16 protein-coding genes are annotated in these 17,579 nt (G+C 72.7%); 5 read left to right on the forward strand and 11 right to left on the reverse strand.

What is annotated here, in order from left to right; translation table 11 throughout:
- Positions 1-36 precede the first annotated feature (36 nt).
- The 7 genes from ACZ7MF_RS35220 to ACZ7MF_RS35250 all read right to left on the reverse strand — a co-directional run bounded on the left by ACZ7MF_RS35220 (position 37) and on the right by ACZ7MF_RS35250 (position 6,219).
- Entirely contained in the window at positions 37-741 is a 705-nt protein-coding gene (locus ACZ7MF_RS35220; RefSeq protein ID WP_471482249.1) for a DsbA family protein, read from the reverse strand.
- 32 nt (positions 742-773) lie between these two features.
- Complete coding sequence (gene fabG / locus ACZ7MF_RS35225) at positions 774-1,544, reverse strand: 3-oxoacyl-[acyl-carrier-protein] reductase (protein WP_471482250.1); 771 nt, start codon at positions 1,542-1,544, stop codon at positions 774-776.
- 62 nt (positions 1,545-1,606) lie between these two features.
- Positions 1,607-2,692: a beta-ketoacyl synthase N-terminal-like domain-containing protein gene (locus ACZ7MF_RS35230; RefSeq protein WP_471482251.1), complete on the reverse strand. Its 1,086-nt coding sequence runs from the start codon at positions 2,690-2,692 to the stop codon at positions 1,607-1,609.
- Positions 2,692-3,978 (reverse strand): beta-ketoacyl-[acyl-carrier-protein] synthase family protein, encoded by a 1,287-nt coding sequence (locus ACZ7MF_RS35235; RefSeq protein WP_471482252.1) that lies wholly within the window; start codon positions 3,976-3,978, stop codon positions 2,692-2,694. The genes ACZ7MF_RS35230 and ACZ7MF_RS35235 overlap by 1 nt, the downstream gene beginning before the upstream one ends.
- A gap of 35 nt (positions 3,979-4,013) precedes the next feature.
- Positions 4,014-4,292, reverse strand: a complete 279-nt coding sequence (locus ACZ7MF_RS35240; protein WP_471482253.1) for an acyl carrier protein — start codon at positions 4,290-4,292, stop codon at positions 4,014-4,016.
- 31 nt (positions 4,293-4,323) lie between these two features.
- Positions 4,324-5,322, reverse strand: a complete 999-nt coding sequence (locus ACZ7MF_RS35245) for a LysR family transcriptional regulator (RefSeq protein ID WP_471482254.1) — start codon at positions 5,320-5,322, stop codon at positions 4,324-4,326.
- A gap of 168 nt (positions 5,323-5,490) precedes the next feature.
- Positions 5,491-6,219 (reverse strand): AfsR/SARP family transcriptional regulator, encoded by a 729-nt coding sequence (locus ACZ7MF_RS35250; RefSeq protein WP_471482255.1) that lies wholly within the window; start codon positions 6,217-6,219, stop codon positions 5,491-5,493.
- A gap of 408 nt (positions 6,220-6,627) precedes the next feature.
- Here ACZ7MF_RS35250 and ACZ7MF_RS35255 point away from each other — a divergent pair, with 408 nt between their 5' ends.
- From ACZ7MF_RS35255 to ACZ7MF_RS35275, 5 genes are all read left to right on the forward strand, one after another.
- Positions 6,628-8,178: a tryptophan halogenase family protein gene (locus ACZ7MF_RS35255; RefSeq protein WP_471482256.1), complete on the forward strand. Its 1,551-nt coding sequence runs from the start codon at positions 6,628-6,630 to the stop codon at positions 8,176-8,178.
- 26 nt (positions 8,179-8,204) lie between these two features.
- Complete coding sequence (locus ACZ7MF_RS35260) at positions 8,205-9,497, forward strand: cation:proton antiporter (RefSeq protein ID WP_471482257.1); 1,293 nt, start codon at positions 8,205-8,207, stop codon at positions 9,495-9,497.
- A complete protein-coding gene (locus ACZ7MF_RS35265; RefSeq protein WP_471482258.1) occupies positions 9,494-10,018 on the forward strand; it encodes a flavin reductase family protein in 525 nt (174 codons plus the stop codon). The genes ACZ7MF_RS35260 and ACZ7MF_RS35265 overlap by 4 nt, the downstream gene beginning before the upstream one ends.
- A gap of 94 nt (positions 10,019-10,112) precedes the next feature.
- Positions 10,113-10,910 (forward strand): ABC transporter ATP-binding protein, encoded by a 798-nt coding sequence (locus tag ACZ7MF_RS35270; protein WP_471482259.1) that lies wholly within the window; start codon positions 10,113-10,115, stop codon positions 10,908-10,910.
- Complete coding sequence (locus ACZ7MF_RS35275) at positions 10,907-13,438, forward strand: FtsX-like permease family protein (protein WP_471482260.1); 2,532 nt, start codon at positions 10,907-10,909, stop codon at positions 13,436-13,438. The genes ACZ7MF_RS35270 and ACZ7MF_RS35275 overlap by 4 nt, the downstream gene beginning before the upstream one ends.
- A 99-nt stretch (positions 13,439-13,537) precedes the next feature.
- Here ACZ7MF_RS35275 and ACZ7MF_RS35280 read toward each other — a convergent pair whose 3' ends face one another.
- The 4 genes from ACZ7MF_RS35280 to ACZ7MF_RS35295 form a co-directional block, all read right to left on the reverse strand.
- Complete coding sequence (locus ACZ7MF_RS35280) at positions 13,538-14,560, reverse strand: ArsR/SmtB family transcription factor (protein WP_471482261.1); 1,023 nt, start codon at positions 14,558-14,560, stop codon at positions 13,538-13,540.
- Positions 14,561-14,655: 95 nt separating this feature from the next.
- Positions 14,656-15,603 carry an ATP-binding cassette domain-containing protein gene (locus ACZ7MF_RS35285; RefSeq protein ID WP_471482262.1) on the reverse strand — a complete coding sequence of 316 codons (948 nt, stop codon included), beginning with the start codon at positions 15,601-15,603 and terminating at the stop codon, positions 14,656-14,658.
- 34 nt (positions 15,604-15,637) lie between these two features.
- Positions 15,638-15,874 (reverse strand): MbtH family protein, encoded by a 237-nt coding sequence (locus ACZ7MF_RS35290; RefSeq protein WP_471482263.1) that lies wholly within the window; start codon positions 15,872-15,874, stop codon positions 15,638-15,640.
- Between the two features lie 127 nt (positions 15,875-16,001).
- Positions 16,002-17,552, reverse strand: a complete 1,551-nt coding sequence (locus ACZ7MF_RS35295; RefSeq protein ID WP_471482264.1) for an amino acid adenylation domain-containing protein — start codon at positions 17,550-17,552, stop codon at positions 16,002-16,004.
- Positions 17,553-17,579 lie beyond the last annotated feature (27 nt).

Genomic DNA, 17,579 nt, shown 5'->3' on the forward strand with positions numbered 1-17,579 from the left:
GGGTGGGGGGTGTGAGGCGGTCGGGACGCGGGGCGGTCAGCCGCAGCCGCCCGCGTGCCCGTCGTCGGTGGCGGTGCCGATGCCGGCCGCGGTGAGCTCGCGCGGCAGCTCGGGGGCCGGCTGCTCCTGGGAGCGCAGGTGCTCCACGAAGGCGTCGAGCCGGTCGATCCCCCAGAACCGGCTGTAGCCGTGCACGAAGAACGGGACGCCGAAGACGCCGTCCGCGCAGACGTCCAGCAGGATGCGGATGCCCTCGGCACGCAGCTCGGGCTGGTCGGCGGCGCGGGACAGGCGCCGTGGGTCGATGCCCAGCTCCCACCCGATGTCCTCGATGGTCCGCGGGTCGCAGATGTCGCGGCCCCGGCCGAACCTGGCCCGGTACACCGCGTCGATGTAGTCGTGGCCGCGGCCCTCGCTGCGCGCGACCAGGTAGCCCAGGTGCGGGACCTCCCACACCGGGTTGCGGTCCACCGGCCAGACCACCTCGATCCCGCGGGACCTGGTGAGGCGGCCGATGTCCTGGAGGACGTAGCGGTGCTTCTCGCGGGACATCTGCGAGTAGGGGAACCGACCGCCCTGTTCCTCCATGAGCCGGGCGCTGAGCGGGTCGGGCTCGAAGAAGGGCACCCATTCGAGGCGCTCGGCGAGGTCCCGGTGCTCGGCCATCACGGTGCGGTACGCGAGCCACGAGTAGGGGCTGCGCAGGGAGAAGTAGAACCTGGGCGTCTTGTTCTTGGGCATGGTGGGCCCCCTTCCGGTCTGACGGCTTCCGGTCACACGACGAGGCCGCCGTCGACTCCGAATACCTGTCCGGTGATGTACGAGGCGCGGTCGGACGCGAGGAACGCCACCAGGTCGGCGACCTCCTCGGGGCGGCCGAGGCGGCCGAGCGGGATCCGCTCGGTCATCTTCTCGACGTGCTCGGCGGCCAGGCCGGAGAGCATGTCGGTGTCGATGAAGCCGGGCGCCACCGCGTTGGCACGGATGCCGTAGCGGCCCGACTCCTTGGCGAGTGCCTTGGTGAAGCCGATGATTCCGGCCTTGGTCGCCGAGTAGTTGGCCTGGGTGGCGTTCCCGTACACGCCGGCCACGGACGACAGCGTGATCACGGATCCGGCCCTGCGCTTCATCATCGCGAAGACCGCCGCCTTGCAGAGGTGGTACGTGCCGTCGAGGTTGACCCGCACGACCGCGTCCCAGTCGTCCGGCGCGAGGAGTACCAGCGGGTTGTCGCGCACGATGCCCGCGCAGGACACCACCGTGTGCAGCGGGCCCAGTTCGCGTTCGGTGGCTTTGACGAAGTCGCGCACGGCGTCGTGGTCGGTCACGTCCGCGCGCGCCGCGTGCACGCGGGCGCCCGCCGCGGTGGCCTCCTCGGCGACCGCTTCGGCGGCCGCCTTGTCCGACCGGTAGCAGAAGGCCACGTCGTAGCCGTCGTGGGCGAGCCGGGTCACCACATGGCGGCCGATGCCGCGGGAGCCGCCGCTGACGAGGGCGACGGGGCGATCGGATACGCGATCGGTTACGCGATCGGTTACGGACATGCTCGTCTCCTGGAGGTTCCGCGGCGGGGGTCCGCGCGTTCGGTGGCGGGTGTGCGCACGGCTCAGCTCCCGGCCAGCACGGCGCAGCCGACCTGGCCGTCTCGTTGGACACCGGTCACCAGGGCCGCCTCACCGGGGCCGAGGCCCCGCTCGCCGGCCGTGGCGAGGACGGCGGCCAGCTGGAGCGCGGTGGCCGCGGCGGAGGTGTCGCCGACGCGTTCGCTCAGCCGGGTCCACTCGGGACGCGCGCCGGGCAGGGCGTCGGTGACGGCCTGCTCCTCCTCGGCGGCGAGCTTGCCGCCGCCCCCGAGCGGGGCCACGTACCGGACGTCCGCGGGCGCCACACCTGCCGTGTCCAGCGCGTCGCGGACGCACCCGGTGAGCGCCTCGCGCAGGCCGTCGGCCTTCCGGTGGGCACGGAAGCGGACGGCTCCGACCCGGGCCAGGGCGGTGCGGCCCGCCGCCGCGGCGTCCTCGGCGGTCTCGACCAGGAGGACGGCGGCGCCCTCGCCGAGCGGGGCCTCCCGGTCCTCGTCGGCCCTGCCGTGCCACTCCAGCCAGGCGCGCTGGGTGGAGAACTCCTCGGCCGCCCCGCAGAGCACGCGCGCGCAGTGTCCGCCCCGGTGCAGCCGCAGCGCGTGGCTGAGGGCGAGCAGGCCGGTCAGCGAACCGCCCGCCACGGTGACGTTGGGGCCCTTGATGCGGTGCCAGATGGCGCTCTGTCCGGCCGCCCGGTTCATCACGGTGTTCGGGAAGCGGGCCGCCTCCACGTGGTAGGGGCGCTCTCCGGAGAGGGAGTCCCTGGTGAAGTCCATGATGCTCTGGACGCTGCCGGAGCCGGTGCCGAGGACCAGCGCGGTCTGCTCGGACCGCTCCGCGTGTTCCTCGGCCACGGTCTCGACGAGTCCCCCGACGGCGGTGACGGCGAGCGCGGTCACCCGGTCCATGGTCCGCACGCCCTTCTTGCCGAGGTGGCGGGCGGCGGTGAAGTCGGGCACCAGGGCGGCCCGCCGGTAGGGAACGTCGTGGACGTCGCGGTCGAGGGGGGCCACGGCGTCGCGGCCCTGGGCGAGCCCGTCGCGCAGGGGGGTGTTGCCGACGCCGAAGGCGGTGATCGCCGACCAGGCGGAGATGACGAGGGACGACATCACGCGGCCTCCTTGCCGGGCTCCGTGCGGTGCGTGCGTGTCGCACGGTCAGTGCCTTGCGTGCGGTCCGCGCGGCCGAGGATCAGCACGGCGTTGTTGCCCGCGAAGGCGAGCGCGTTGTTCTGCACGACGTTCAGGACGGCCGGGCGAGCCTCGTTCGGCACGCAGTCCAGTCCGCACTCGGGGTCCGTCTCCCGGTGGTTGACGGTCGGCGGGATGAAGTTCTCGGTGATGGCGAGGGCGCAGGCGGCCGCCGCCAGCGCACTGGCCGCCCCCATGGAGTGGCCGATCATCGACTTGATGGAGACCGCGGGCGGCGGGGTGTCGAAGACCTGCCGGATCGCGCCGGTCTCCGTCGCGTCGTTGGCCCGCGTCCCCGTCCCGTGCGCGGAGATGAAGTCGATGTCGTCCTGGGCGACGCCGGCGTTGCGGTGCGCGATCTCCATGCAGCGGGCGAGGCTGTCCCGGTCGGGCGAGACGGGGTGGTGCGCGTCGCAGTTCAGTCCGTAGCCCAGCACCTCGGCGTAGATCCGTGCCCCGCGTGCGAGGGCGGACTCCATGCTCTCCAGCAGGAGGATGCCCGCCCCCTCGCCGGTGAGGATCCCCTTGCGGTCGATGTCGAAGGGCTGGCAGACCTCGGGAGCGATGGTGCCCAGGCGGTAGAACCCGGTGAAGGTCTTGCGGCAGACGGCGTCGGCGCCGCCGCACAGCGCGGCCTCCACCTCGCCGTGCCGGATGGCGTCGAAGCCGCTGCCGATCGCGTAGTTGCCCGCGGCGCAGGCGGTCGGGATGGTCAGGGCCTCGACGTCTTCCAGGCCGAGTTCCCGGACGATGCCGAGGGAGAGGTGACCGGCCTGCGCCCGGCGCGCCAGGCCGGGCGGGAAGTGCTCGGGGCCCTCCTCCAGCTGGATGCCGGCCAGCGTGTCGAGGTCGCGCGACTCGGCGTCGGTGGTGCCGACCGAGACCAGCACCCTGCGCTCGCGCAGTTCCGGCAGGCTCAGACCGGCGTCCGCGACGGCCATGTTGGCCGCGGCGACGGAGAACTGGGTGGCCCGGCCCAGTTCCTCGGGTTCGACGTGGTGGATCCACTCCGCCGGCACGAAGTCGGTCACCTCGCACGCGTTGGCATGCGCGAAGCCGGTCGTGTCGAAGGCCGTGATGGGCTTGACCTCGCTGTGGCCGGACCTCAGTCCGTCCAGGAAGGCCGGGGCTCCGAGCCCGATGCTGGTGACGGCGCCGAGTCCGGTGATGACCACCCGGCGCGCCTGCTGCTCCTCGTCGTACACCGTGCGCTCCCGTCGTGTCCGTCAGGCGGCGGTGGCTAGTTGGCCCGGGCGGGCTGGGCCGCGACGGCCTCGCCGACCACGGTCACGACGCTGTCCAGGTTGACCATGCGGGCGAGTTCGGCCTGGTCGATGTCGGCGCCGAAGGTCCGCTCCAGCTGGGAGAGGATCTCGATGGCGCCCATCGAGTCCGCCTCGTGGTCCTCCTTGAAGCGGCTGGTGCCGGTCATGTCCTCCGGCTCGATCTCCAGGACGTCGCAGATGATTTCCTTGATCCTGGCGCGGTCCTCGGCGTTGAGCGAGTTCGTTGTTGTCATGCCTACGATGCTGGCGGTACGCGCTGACCCCTCACTGACGCGCGGCTGACCACACGCTGACAGGCTCTGCCCCAGGGTCTTGTGCTCCTGCGGACCGTGCGAGGTGCGGCCGCAGTTCGGGCAGCTCGGCACGGTGCTCGACGAGCCATTCCCAGTAGCCGGGCAGCGTGCGCGCGTACGCGCAGTAGTAGTCGCGCACCGCGTGCACCAGGCGGCGCAGGGTCTCCTCGGTGACCGCGCCGCGGCGCCACACCAGGAGCATGTCGACCAGTTCGGTGTCCGGCAGCGGGTCCAGGCGTACGTCGGCGGTGGCGCCGGAGGGCGTGGCCAGGGCCGCGGCTCCGCTGTCGTGCACCCACGTCATCGCCTCGCGTTGCGTGCTGACCTGGTGCAGCACCGTGTCGGGGCCGGCCCGGCCGGGCCGGTCGAGCAGCCGTTCCTCGACGGTGTGCAGCCAGTGGTGCCGCGAGTAGCGCACCCAGGCGCGCCCGGACCGCTCGCCGTGCGCGGGCAGCGCGAGCCAGACGGGCTCGCGTACGACGATCTCGCTGCCGACGGCGGGATCGGCCGCGTCGGACGCGGTGCCCGGCTGGAGGGCGAGGCCCGGCACCAGGGCCACGGAGAGCGAGCCGCGGCGCACACCCGCCACGGCGGCCGCGGGTGAGAGGGTTTCGGTCGCGACGGTGGTGCCGGGCAGCACGCTCTGCAGGGTGTCGCCGAGGGCGGGCGGGGTCCATTCGGTGTTGCCCAGGCGCAGTTGACCGGCGGTGGCACAGCTCGCCTGGGCGGTCACCTCGTCGGCCCGCCGCACGAGGTCGCCGAGCAACGGGATCAGCCGCTCCCCCAGAGGAGTGGGCGTGACACCGCTGCGGGAGCGCACGAACAGTTCGCCGCCGACGGCTCTCTCGATGCGCTTGAGCTGGGCGGTGATGCTCGGCTGAGGGAGATTGAGTTCGCTCGCGCCGCGGGAAATGCTCCCGGCTTCACTTATGGTGACGACGACACGCGCATGTCTGAGTTCGATGTCCATGAGCCGCCTTAAATCCCCGAGCGGACATATCGAATCCGCCCGTTCCGGGACCCTTTCGAGAGTTCGGGGACCGGAACGAGCGGAGTTCCACTGGTAATCCAACGTAGCCGCGAGACCGGGGAGTGGCAGCCCCATTCTGCCGTTCGTCAGTATTCCTTCAGTGACACCTCAGCGATGGGCGAGAACCTGTCGCGGTTCACCGAGTCTGGCGTCCTGTTCCAGGATCGCCTGATAGGCACGGTGCAGTGCGCGGCCCGGTTCGAGTCCCATGTCGTCCGCGAGTCTGCGCCGCGCGCGATGGAACACGTCGAGGGCCTCGGCCTGGCGGCCGGCGTGATAGAGCGTCAGCATCAGCAGCTCGCTCAGCCGCTCCCGTTCGGGATGCTCGGCGGCCGCCCGGCGCAGTTCCGGCAGGGGGATCCGGTGCGGGTCCACCGCCAGGCGCGCGGTGATCAGGTCCTCGTACGCGGTGGTCCGCTGCTCCTCCAGGTCGGCCGCCGCGATGCGCACCCGGAGTCCGTCGTGCACGTCGCTCAGGGCGGGGCCGCGCCACAGGGACAGGGCCGATTCCAGTACGACGGCGGCCAGGGCGGGGTCGCCGGCCACCAGGTCGGCACCGCTGCGCGCCTGGTCACGGAAGCGGTGGGCGTCCACCGCGCCGGCCGGAACGTCGAGCTGGTAGCCGCCGCCGACGGTGCGGATCAGCTCGTCCCCGCGCCGGCCCGTGATCGACCCCAGATGCCTGCGCAGCCGGCCGACGCCGGCCTGGAGCGCGTTGCGTGCGTTGGTGAGGGTGCGGCCCTCCCACAGCTCGTCCTCCAGCTGGTCGGCCTGGATCGTGCGGCCGGGCGAGAGTGCGAGCAGGGCGAAGATCGCCGTCAGGCGCTTCGACACCATGGTGTGCTGCCTGCCGCCGTGGCGCACCGAGACGGAACCGAGAACCTGTATGCCTACTGGGTCCATGTGCGAACGCCCCCGTATTCGTCGGTTGGATGGCCCAATATCGCCTCTGTCCACCGGTCGGGGGAAATACCATTCGCGCCACCGGCGAGCGCCCGGGAGGTATGGCCGGGGCCCGAACGCGGTCGCCGAGTACGCGCACGCACTCGGTACCCCTTGCTGCGCGTGCGGCACGTCGGCATAATGCCGAACCTCACTGACGGTTCGCTGACGCCGGGGTGTACCCGCCGGCGGACCGGTTCAACCGGCGTGTTTCAGCGCCGACTTAACAACCTGTTGTGCTCTGTGGCTGATTCCTAGGCTCCTCCCGTGTACGGGAAGTCGGTCAGCGAAAGGAGTCACCCCATGCTCAACAGACTTGTGATCGTCGGCGGCGGAACCGCGGGTTGGATGACGGCCTCGTACTTCAAGGCGGCGTTCGGCGACCGGATCGACATCACCCTGGTGGAGTCCGGCAAGGTCGGTGCGGTCGGGGTCGGCGAGGCGACGTTCAGCGACATCCGGCACTTCTTCGAGTTCCTCGGGCTCAAGGAGAAGGACTGGATGCCGGCGTGCAACGCGACGTACAAGCTCGCGGTCCGGTTCGAGAACTGGCGGGAGAAGGGCCACTACTTCTACCACCCCTTCGAGCAGATGCGGTCGGTCAACGGGTTCCCGCTGACCGACTGGTGGCTGAAGGACGGCCCCACGGACCGGTTCGACCAGGACTGCTTCGTGATGCCCTCGGTCATCGACGCCGGGCTCAGCCCCCGCCATCTGGACGGCACCCTGATCGACCAGCCCTTCGACGAGGGCGCGGACGAGATGCAGGGCCTGACCATGGTCGAGCACCAGGGCAAGACGCAGTTCCCCTACGCCTACCAGTTCGAGGCGGCGCTGCTCGCCAAGTACCTGACGACGTACGCGGTGGAGCGGGGCGTCAAGCACATCACGGACGACGTCCAGAAGGTCAGCCTGGACGAGCGCGGCTGGATCTCCGGTGTCACCACGGCCGAGCACGGCGACGTGGAGGGCGACCTGTTCGTCGACTGCACCGGGTTCCGCGCGCTGCTCCTCAACAAGGCCCTCGAAGTCCCGTTCGTCTCCTACGCGGACACCCTGCCCAACGACAGCGCGGTCGCCCTCCAGGTCCCGCAGGACATGAAGTCCCGCGGCATCCTTCCGTGCACCACCGCCACCGCCCAGGACGCCGGCTGGATCTGGACGATCCCGCTGATGGGCCGCATCGGCACCGGCTACGTGTACGCCAAGGACTACCTGTCCCCGGAGGAGGCCGAGCGCACCCTGCGCGAGTTCGTCGGCCCGGCCGCGGCGGACGTCGAGGCCAACCACATCAGGATGCGCATCGGCCGCAGCGAGAGCTCCTGGGTCAAGAACTGCGTCGCGATCGGCCTGTCCAGCGGCTTCGTCGAGCCGCTGGAGTCCACCGGCATCTTCTTCATCCACCACGCCATCGAGCAGCTCGCCAAGTACTTCCCCGACGAGTCCTGGAACCCCGTCCAGCGGGACCTCTACAACGACTCGGTCGCCCATGTCATGGACGGCATACGGGAGTTCCTCGTGCTGCACTACGTCGCCGCCAAGCGCAACGACACGCAGTACTGGCGCGACGCGAAGACCCGGCGCATACCGGACGGGCTGGCGGCCCGTCTGGAGAAGTGGAAGACCCAGGTCCCCGACTCGGAGACGGTCTTCCCCTACTACCACGGTCTGCCGGCCTACTCGTACATGTGCGTCCTGCTCGGCATGGGCGGCATCGAGCTGAAGCACTCCCCGGCCCTCTCCCTGGCCGACTCGGGTGCGGCGGAGCGGGAGTTCGCGGCGATCCGGGACAAGACGCGCCGACTGACCGAGACGCTGCCGAAGGCGTACGACTATTTCGCCGCCCAACACTGACGACGACGGCTGGAGGGTCCTGCGCGATGGATTCCCTGCAACCGCTGGGCCACGCCGCGCACCTGGCGGCGCTGCTGGTCGCGATTCTGCTGCTCGCCCGGGTGGGCCGGGGCCTGGCCCGCCGGCTGCGCCAGCCCGGGGTGATCGGCGAGATCGTGGTGGGTCTGCTGGCCGGGCCCGCCGTGCTCCACCTGTTCGGCCGGGACACGTTCGACGCGGTGCTGCCCGGTTCCGCCCTGGACGCGCTGAAAGTCGTCACCGAGGCCGGACTCGTGCTGTTCCTGGTCGGGCTGGCCCATGAACTGCGGGCCGCTTCGGGCACCGAGCGGCGCGCCACCGCCTGGGTGGCGGCCGGTTCGCTGGTCCCGCCGCTGTGCGCGGGCGCGCTGCTCGCCGGGTATGTGCTGCTGGAGGACGACCCGGTGGTGCGCGGGACCGCGCCCACCGCCGCGTTCGTGCTGATGGTCGCCGTCACGATGTCCATCACGGCCGTCCCCGTCATGGCCCGCATCCTCGCCGACCGCGGCATGAACCACACGTCGGCCGGGCGGCTCGCGCTGTCCGCGGCCGTCGCGATCGACGCGGTCGGCTGGCTGCTGTGCATGCTGGCGATCAGTCTGGGAGCCGGCAGCGCGACGGGCTTCCTGCACTCCCTCCTCGGCATCGCGGCGGGTGCGGCGGGGGCACTCGCCGTGCGGTACGGGCTGCGGGTGCCGGCCGTGCGCAAGGCGTGCGCGGGCCGGCCGCGGACCGCCACCGTGGTGCTCGGGGCGACGGCGCTCGCCGTGGCCTCGGCGGTGGAGCACCTCGGTATGACGGCGATCCTCGGCGCCGCCCTGGTGGGGCTCGCGATCCCCACGGGCGACGGCACCCCGTGGTCGCCGATGGTCGCGACGCTGACCCGGACCGGGCGTGCGCTGGTGCCGGCGTTCTTCGTCGTCACCGGAGTCACCGTGCTCAACCAGGCCTTCTCCCGGCTCTCCTGGACGCTGGTCGTCACGGCCCTCGTGCTCGCCTGTGCGGGCAAGGGGATCGGCGGCTACCTGGGAGCCCGCCTGGGGGGTCAGCCACCCGCGGCGTCCCGACGGATCGCCGTGCTGATGAACGCGCGCGGGCTCACCGAGCTGATCATGCTCCAGGCCGGGCTCGCCGCAGGCGTCCTCACGGCTCCCCTGGTGCTCGCGCTGACTGTGATGGCGGTGGCCACCACCGCCGTGACGGGCCCGCTCCTCGGCCTTCTCGACCGCGGCGCGGGCGATCCCGAACCACCCACCCCGAACCCTCCGGTCGCCGTGGCGGCAGAAGGCGGTATCCGATGACCCAGTCCACCGTCCGCACGACGGCGGCCACGGCCGCCCGGTCCGACGACTTCCGCGTGATGATGGGCAGCTTCCCCACCGGGGTGGCCGTGATCGCCGCGGAGGACCTCGACGGCACTCCGCGCGGCATGACGTGCTCGTCGGTGTGCAGTGTCGCGCTCGACCCGCCGACCCTCCTGGTGTGCCTGCGGGAGGGCAGCCCCACGCTCCAGGCCGTCCTCGCCTCGGGCGAGTTCACCGTGAACCTGCTGCACGAGGACGCCAGGGGCCTCGCCGAACTGTTCGCCTCGGGGGACTCCGAACGGTTCCGCAAGACGCACTGGGAGCGGACGGCCGAGGCCGCGGGACCCCATCTCCCCCGGCACGCGCACACCATCGCCGACTGCGCCGTGGCCCTGACCCAGCGCATGGGCGACCACACGACCGTATACGGACGCGTGCGACGCATCCGCCGGCCGAGCGGGCGGCCCCCGCTCCTGTACGGGCTGCGGCAGTTCGCCGCCTGGCCCCCGACCAGCTGACCACCCGACCAAGGGTGCGGGGCGTGCCGCCTCCCCGTCGCACGCCCCGCACCCCCTGCTCCGGCCCTGCCTTTTCCACGCCCTAAGGACACCCATGAACGGGACACAGGACCCGCACACCCAGCCAGTCGTCCGCCTCGATTCCGTCACCCGGTTCTACGGCGCCCCGAAGAACCGGGTGACGGCCCTCGACAACGTCAGCATCAGCCTGGAGAGGGGCACGTTCACCGCCGTCATGGGCCCCTCCGGGGCGGGCAAATCCACCTTCCTGCACTGCGCCGCGGGCCTCGACCGGCCGACGTCGGGGTCCGTGCACCTGGACGGGGTCGACCTCGCCTCGTTGCGGGAGAAGGCCCTGACCAAGTTCCGCCGCGAACGCATCGGCTTCGTCTTCCAGGCGTTCAACCTCCTTCCCGCGCTCAGCGTCGTGGACAACGTGACGCTGCCGCTGCGCCTGTCGGGCACCCGTCCCAAGAAGGCCCTGGTCGACGAAGTCCTCGAACAGGTCGGTCTGTCGGGCCGGCGGCGCAGTCGCCCCGGTGAGCTGTCCGGCGGGCAGCAGCAGCGCGTCGCCATCGCACGGGCGCTCGTCACCCGGCCGGCGGTGATCTACGGCGACGAGCCGACCGGCGCCCTGGACACGCGCACCGCCGCCGAGGTGCTCACGCTGCTGCGGCAGTCGGTGGACGTGGCGCGGCAGACGATCGTGATGGTCACGCACGACCCGGTGGCCGCCGCCTACGCCGACCGCGTCGTCTTCCTCGCCGACGGCCGGCTCATCGGCACGCTCGAAGGTCCGACGGTCGAGCAGGTCACGGAGCAGATGCAGAGCCTGGGCACGTGGAGCGACCCGTTCGCGATCCAGCGGCCGGAACACGGGGTGCACCGATGATCCGGATCTCGCTGCGCACGCTGCGTTTCCACAAGAGCGGCTTCATCGCCTCGTTCGTGGCCCTGTTCTTCGGCGCCGTCATCGTCATCGGCTCCGGCGCGCTCCTGGAGACGGGTATCCACAACGCGGCACCGCCGCACCGGCTGTCCGCCGCGCCGATCGTCGTCTCCGGCGACCAGCGCTACGCCTACACCCAGCAGGAGCTGGTCTTCCCCGAGCGGTCCCACATGGACGCCGCGTTGGCGGACCGGATCGCGAAGGTCCCGGGTGTCGAGGAGGCCGTACGGGACCTGTCGTTCCCGGCGGCCCTGTCCGAAGGCGGCTCCGTCACCGGCCACGGCTGGTCCTCGACCAAACTCTCCTCCTACCGGCTCGCCGAGGGTGCGGCACCCGCCGCGGACGGCACGATCGTCCTGGGCCGGGAGCTGGCGGACGGTGCGGGGCTGAGGACGGGCGACCGCGTCCGGCTCCTCGTCCACGGCGCGGAGCACGACTACCGGATCTCCGGCCTGGCCACCGGTCCTGACGACGGCGGCGACGTCTTCCTCGCGGACGCGGAGGCCGCCCGGGTCGCCGACCGCGTCGGCACGACCGACAACATCGGCGTCTTCCCGGCCTCCGGCGCCGACCCGCAGAAGGTCGCCGCCGCGGTCCGCGAGGTCGTCGACGGCTCGCCCATCACCGTGCTGACCGGGGACGAGCGGGGCCGTGCCGAAGACCCCGGTGTGGTGGCCGACGGCAGCGACCTGATCCCGCTCGCCGCCGCGTTCGGCGGTCTGTCGGCGATGGTCACCGTGTTCGTGGTGGCCAGCACGCTCGGCCTCTCCATCCAGCAGCGGCAGCGCGAGATGGCACTGCTGCGGACGATCGGTGCGACACCGGGGCAGCTGCGCCGCCTCGTCCTCGGCGAGACCTTCTTCCTCGCGGTCGTCGCCACCGGCCTCGCCACCGTCCCCGGGCCACGCTTCGGGCAGTGGCTGCTGGACGCGTTCGCGGGCGCGGGCGTCGTACCGGAGTCGATCGCGTACCGGGCCGGCTCCTGGCCGGTGATCGCCGGGGTGGGCACGGCGCTGCTGACCGCTGTCGGCGCGGCGTACATCGCGGCGCACGGCGCGGCCCGCACCAAGCCGACCGAGGCGCTGGCCGAGGCGACCCTGCAACGCCGCTGGTTCAGCGCCTTCCGGCTGGTCGTCGGGCTGCTGTGCCTGGCCGGGGGCGCGGCCCTCGCCTGGGGCACCGCGGGCTCGGCGGGGCCGGACGCGGCCGGGGTCGCCACTCCGGCGGCGATGGTGTGGGCGGCGGCGTTCGGTCTGCTCGGACCCGTCGTGGTGCGTGCCATGGTCGCCGCGCTGCGCCGTCCGGTCAGCAAGCTGTCCGGGCTCTCCGGCGAACTCGCGGCGCACAACGCGCGGGCCCGCACGGCCCGTCTGGCCTCGGCCGTGATGCCGGTGATGCTGGCGAGCGGGCTCGCGGTCGGCCTGATCTACATGCAGACCACGCAGTCCGACGGTGCCAAGCAGGCGTTCGAGGAGAACATGCGGGCGGACGTCGTCGTGACGTCGGCCTCCGGCGGTCTGCCGCTCGACCTCGTCGACACGGTCCGTACGCAGCCGGGGGTGGCGGCGGCGTCCGCGCAGATCCCCACGACCGGTTACATCGAGCCGGACGAGCCGATGCGGCCCAGCGAGGGTGAGGACACGGGCCCGCAGCCCACCGAGCTGTCGATGCTGGGCGTCACGCACCAGGGCCTGGACCGCACGACCGCCTACCGTGCGGCGTCGGGCAGCCTGGCCGACCTGAGCGGCGACTCGGTGGTGCTGCCCGCCCGGTACGCCGAGGACCGTGAGCTGGGCGACCTGGTCCCGATGCGGCTCGGTGACGGCACCCAGGTCCAGTTGAAGCTGGTCGCCACGGTCGACGGGCGGCGCGGGTACGAGACCGCGCTCGTTCCGGCGTCGCTGCTCGTCGGGCACACGGACGGCGGGCTGGTCCCGCAGATCCTGGTGAGCGCGGCCGCCGGCACGGACCCCGCCCGGCTGACCGCGTCCCTCTCCGAGCTGACGAAGGAGCAGCCCGGCCTCCAGGTCAGCGGAAGGGAGGTCCTGGAGGCGGCGCAGGCCGACGCGGACGACACACAGGCGTGGATGGCGTACCTGGTCCTCGGCGTCGTCGTCGGCTACGCCACGCTCGCCCTGATCAACACGCAGGTCCTCGCGACGACCGAGCGGCGCAAGGAGTTCATGCTGCAGCGTCTCATCGGGGCCACGCGCCGCCAGGTGCTGCAGATGATGACGGTCGAGGCGTCCCTGGTGGCCCTGGCCGGTGTCATCCTCGGTCTCCTGGTCGCCGGGGCGACGCTGGTGCCGCTGAGCATGAGCGTCCTCGGCACCGCGGTGCCCGGCGGCTCACCGTGGATTCTCGTCGCGGTGGTGGCCGGGGCGACGGCACTGACCCTGATGACGACCTTGCTGGCCGCGGGCGCGGTCCTGCGGGGCCGCCCCGGGGACATGGCCGGAATCAAGGAGTAACGGCACTCCCGACCCTTCGATACGGCGGTGCCCGGCACGAATTTCCGTGCCGGGCACCGCCGTATCGGTGTCACCGGCCCACCAGAGATGGGCCGGGCTTCAGGCGGCGGGAGTGCTGCTCGCCGCCAGGCCGGTCACCTGGCGGGGGTCACGGTGGCGCACCGTCGGGCCGGCCGGGCGGCGGCGGGCCGGGTCCCCCACGACGGCCGGTGTCGCCGGGCGGGGGGAGATGCCCTTGAGGAGGGCGACGCCGAGAGGGGTCAGGGTGTGCAGCACCGTGTTGCGGATGCGGCGGGTCGTGATGAGGCCCGCCCTGCGCAGTACCGCGGTGTGCTGGCTGGCGCCCGCCGCCGAGATGCCGAGCCGGTCCGCCAGCTGGCTGGTGGTGCAACTGCTGCGCAGGGCGTGCAGCGCGGCGGCCCGGGTCTGCCCGACCAGGGCGCCGAGCGACTGGCCGCTGTCGTCCGGCTCGTCCCACAGCCCGGCCGCCTGATGGGTGTCGGGCGGCGCGGCGAAGGCGAGCACCACCGGTCCGTTCTCGGCGAGGCGGCGGGTGACCCGGCCGGGCCGGTGGGCCAGGAACACGGACGGAGTGAGCACCAGGCCGCGCCCGTCGAGGTCAATGTCCTCGTCGGGGCCGTCGTGGATCTCGAGGACCGGGGCACGCCAGGTGATTTTGGAGTGCAGGGTGGTCAGGAGCAGTTCCACCCCGCCCGCCATCAGTACGCGGCCGCGGGCCTCGCACTCGGTCTCCAGGTACGCCCGTACGTGCTCCCAGTACGGCGCGACGGCGGCCCGCCACACCTGCGAGAGATCGCCGGCCGCCGGCGGGAAGTGCCGGCCCGGCGTGCTCCGCACGGCCAAGGGGTCGGTGCTGACAGCGCGGCCACTGCGCTCGATGAGGTCGATCAGCCCGTCGAGGCCGGGGGCGGCGCTGCCGCCGCTCAGCGGGAGCGGGCACTGGGCCAGCCGCTCCCCGACCTGGCTGCGCCAGCGGGCGAACGGCGCGCCGACGCCGCGCCCGAGCAGCCCGTACGCGAAGGCGCTCTCCACCAGCGGGCCGGCGGTCGTCCTCAGCCGGACCCGGGCGAAGTCGGCCGGGGTGAAGCGGATTCGTTGCATGGTGATGCCCCCGTGGTCACGCTGCTGGCGGCAACCGTCGCCCAGGGCCTGTCCCGCGGACCGGGCCGGGACCGGCCCGATCCGTGACAGGGCCGCTAGGCCGACTTGCCGGTGAGGGAGATGAAGACGTCGTCGAGGGTGGGCCGGCGCACGGCGAAGTCGGCGACGTCCACGCCTGCCCGGCGCAGCGCCGCCGCGGCGGACTCGATGCTCTGCATGCCGTCGCTCAGCACGATCGAGACGGTGCCGTCGGCCGGGTCCGCGGTCGCCTCGCCCCCGCCGACACGACGCAGCGCGTCGGCGGCCCGGGCCACGTTCTCCGGCCGGGTGAGGGCCACTTCGAGCCGCTCCTCCCCCGCCGTGCGCTTGAGCTCCTCCGGGCTGCCCTCGGCGATGACACGGCCGGTGTCGATGACCGCGATCCGGTCGGCGAGGACATCGGCCTCCTCCAGGTACTGGGTGGTCAGCAGCACGGTCACACCGTCCGCGACCAGCTCCTTGACCGCGTCCCACAGACCGGAGCGGCTGACCGGGTCGAGGCCCGTGGTCGGCTCGTCGAGGAAGAGGACGGACGGCCTCGCCACCAGGCAGGCCGCCAGGTCGAGCCGGCGCCGCATACCGCCCGAGTAGGTGCGCGCCGGGCGGTCGGCGGCGCCGGTCAGCTCGAACCGGTCGAGCAGCTCCGCCGCCCGGGCGCGCGCGGCGCCCCGGCCGAGGTGGGTCAACGTGCCGATGAGGACGAGGTTCTCCCGCCCGGTGAGCATGTCGTCCACCGCCGCGTACTGTCCGGCGAGCCCGATGCGCCGCCGTACCTCGGCCGGCCTGCGCACCACGTCGTAACCGGCGACGCGGGCCCGGCCGCCGTCCGGTTCGAGCAGGGTCGCGAGCATGCGGACCGTGGTCGTCTTGCCCGCCCCGTTCGGACCCAGCAGGCCGAGCACGGTCCCCGGTGGCACCGCCAGGTCGACTCCGCCGAGCGCTTGGTGTCGCTCGTACCGCTTGCACAGGCCCTCGGCCTCGATCGCCCATTCCGCCGCTGCCACCGCTGCTCCTCACGCCCCGATTCGGCCGGGCTCGTCAGGCTGCCGGGACGTCGGCGGCCGCAGCGTGGGCGGAGGGACCGCGCAGGCTGCGCGGGCGCAGGTCGGTCCAGTGCTCCTCCACGTAGGCGAGCGCCTTGTCCCGCGAGGTCTCGTCGAGGGCCACCGTCCAGCCGGCGGGCCGCTCCGCGAAGGCGGGCCACAGGGAGTGCTGGCCCTCGTCGTTGACCAGCACCAGAAAGGTTCCGTCCGCGTCGTCAAAGGGGTTCGCCACGTCGCACACTCCAGGTCGTGTCGGATTCGATCGCCCGGTGGTCCTGCACCGGGCTCATCGAGGATCTCGACCCGCGCTGACGAAACGCTGACTCCCCGCTGATGTGTGCCGCGCGAGGGCTCCCCGATCAGGCCACGCGCGTCCTGGTCGCCGCCACGTCGCACTTGCCGTTGGCGTTCACGACGATCTCCGGCACGGTGTGCACGGCCTCCGGCACCAGGGCGGAGGGCAGCACCGCCGCGAGCGCGGACCGCACGGTGGCGGCCAGGTCCTCGGTGCCGCCCGCCGCGACGGGGCGTACGAACAGCTCCAGGGTGTCGATCGGGCCGCGCACGACGTCGAACACCGCGTCGGCGACACCCGGCACGGACAGCACGTGGTGGCGCAGTTCACCGAGTTCGATGCGGTGGCCGTTCACCTTCAACTGGTCGTCGCCGCGCCCGAGGTAGAGCAGGGTGCCGTCGGGGCGCAGCTCCACCACGTCGCCGGTGCGGTAGGCGCGCCCGGCGGGACCGCCCAGCTCGGCCTCGTCGATGAACCGCTCGCCGGCAGGCTGCGGGCCCAGGTAGCCGGCGGCGACCGCCCGCCCCGCGACGACCAGTTCGCCCGGGCTGCCCTGCGGCACCGGCCGCAGCTGGTCGTCCACGACGTAGGCCCGGGTGTTCCACGCGGGCCGGCCGATCGGCACGGTCGGTGTCGCGGGCAGCGTCGCACGGTCGAAGGTGAACGCACAGCAGCCGATGGTGGTCTCGGTCGGGCCGTAGTGGTTGACGAGCCTGACCCCCTCGAGGCGGTCGCCCAGGGAGGCGATGAGCGCCGGGTCGAGGCCCTCGCCGCCGAACATCAGCAGCCCCGTCGCCCGGTCGTAGCGCGGCGGCTGCGCGAGGACGTCGAAGAAGCGGGCGTGCGACGGGGTCATCTTCACGAACGTGTACTTCTCCGGGCGCTCGCCGAACAACGTCTCCTGGTCCCACAGTCCGGCGACGGTCACGACGGTGCGGCCCTGGGTGAGCGGCACCCACAGCGACGTCATCGCCAGGTCGAAGCCGAGGCTGCCGAACAGCGGGCTGCCGGTGCCCTCGGCCCCCACCAGATCGCCGCACCAGGAGACGTAGTTGGCGAGCGAGGCGTGCGGCACCCGGACGCCCTTGGGCGTGCCGGTGGAGCCGGAGGTGAACACGACGTACGCGATGTCCTCCGGGCCCGGCAGCGCGGCGCCGCGGTCGGGGGCCTCGGCGTCCGGCAGGGCCGCGATGTCGACGAACGGCACGGACCCGGCGGACAGCCCCGCCGCCACGTCGGGTCCCGAGTGCAGCAGCGCGGCGGGAGACGCGCCGGCGAGTACGGCGGCCGTGCGCTCACCGGGGTGCTCGGGGTCGATGGGCACATAGGCCGCCCCGAGCGCCATCACCGCCAGGGCTCCCGCGACGGTGTCCGGGGTGCGCGCGGCGATGAGCGCCACCCGGTCCCCCGCGCCGACGCCCGCCTCCTCCAGGGCCGCGGCGACGACGAGCGCCCGGCGCCACAACTGCCGGTAGGTGAGGGCGCCCCCGGACGAACGCACCGCCACGGCGTCGGGCCGGGTCCGCACGTGCCGTACGACCATGTGGACGACGGACGGCTCCGCGACGGGGCGCACCGCGCCGGACACCGCACTGGGATGGGGCACACGGACCATGACGAGGACTCCTCGGGGAGGGGCGGG

This window comes from Streptomyces sp. NPDC111628 (genome assembly GCF_055635195.1).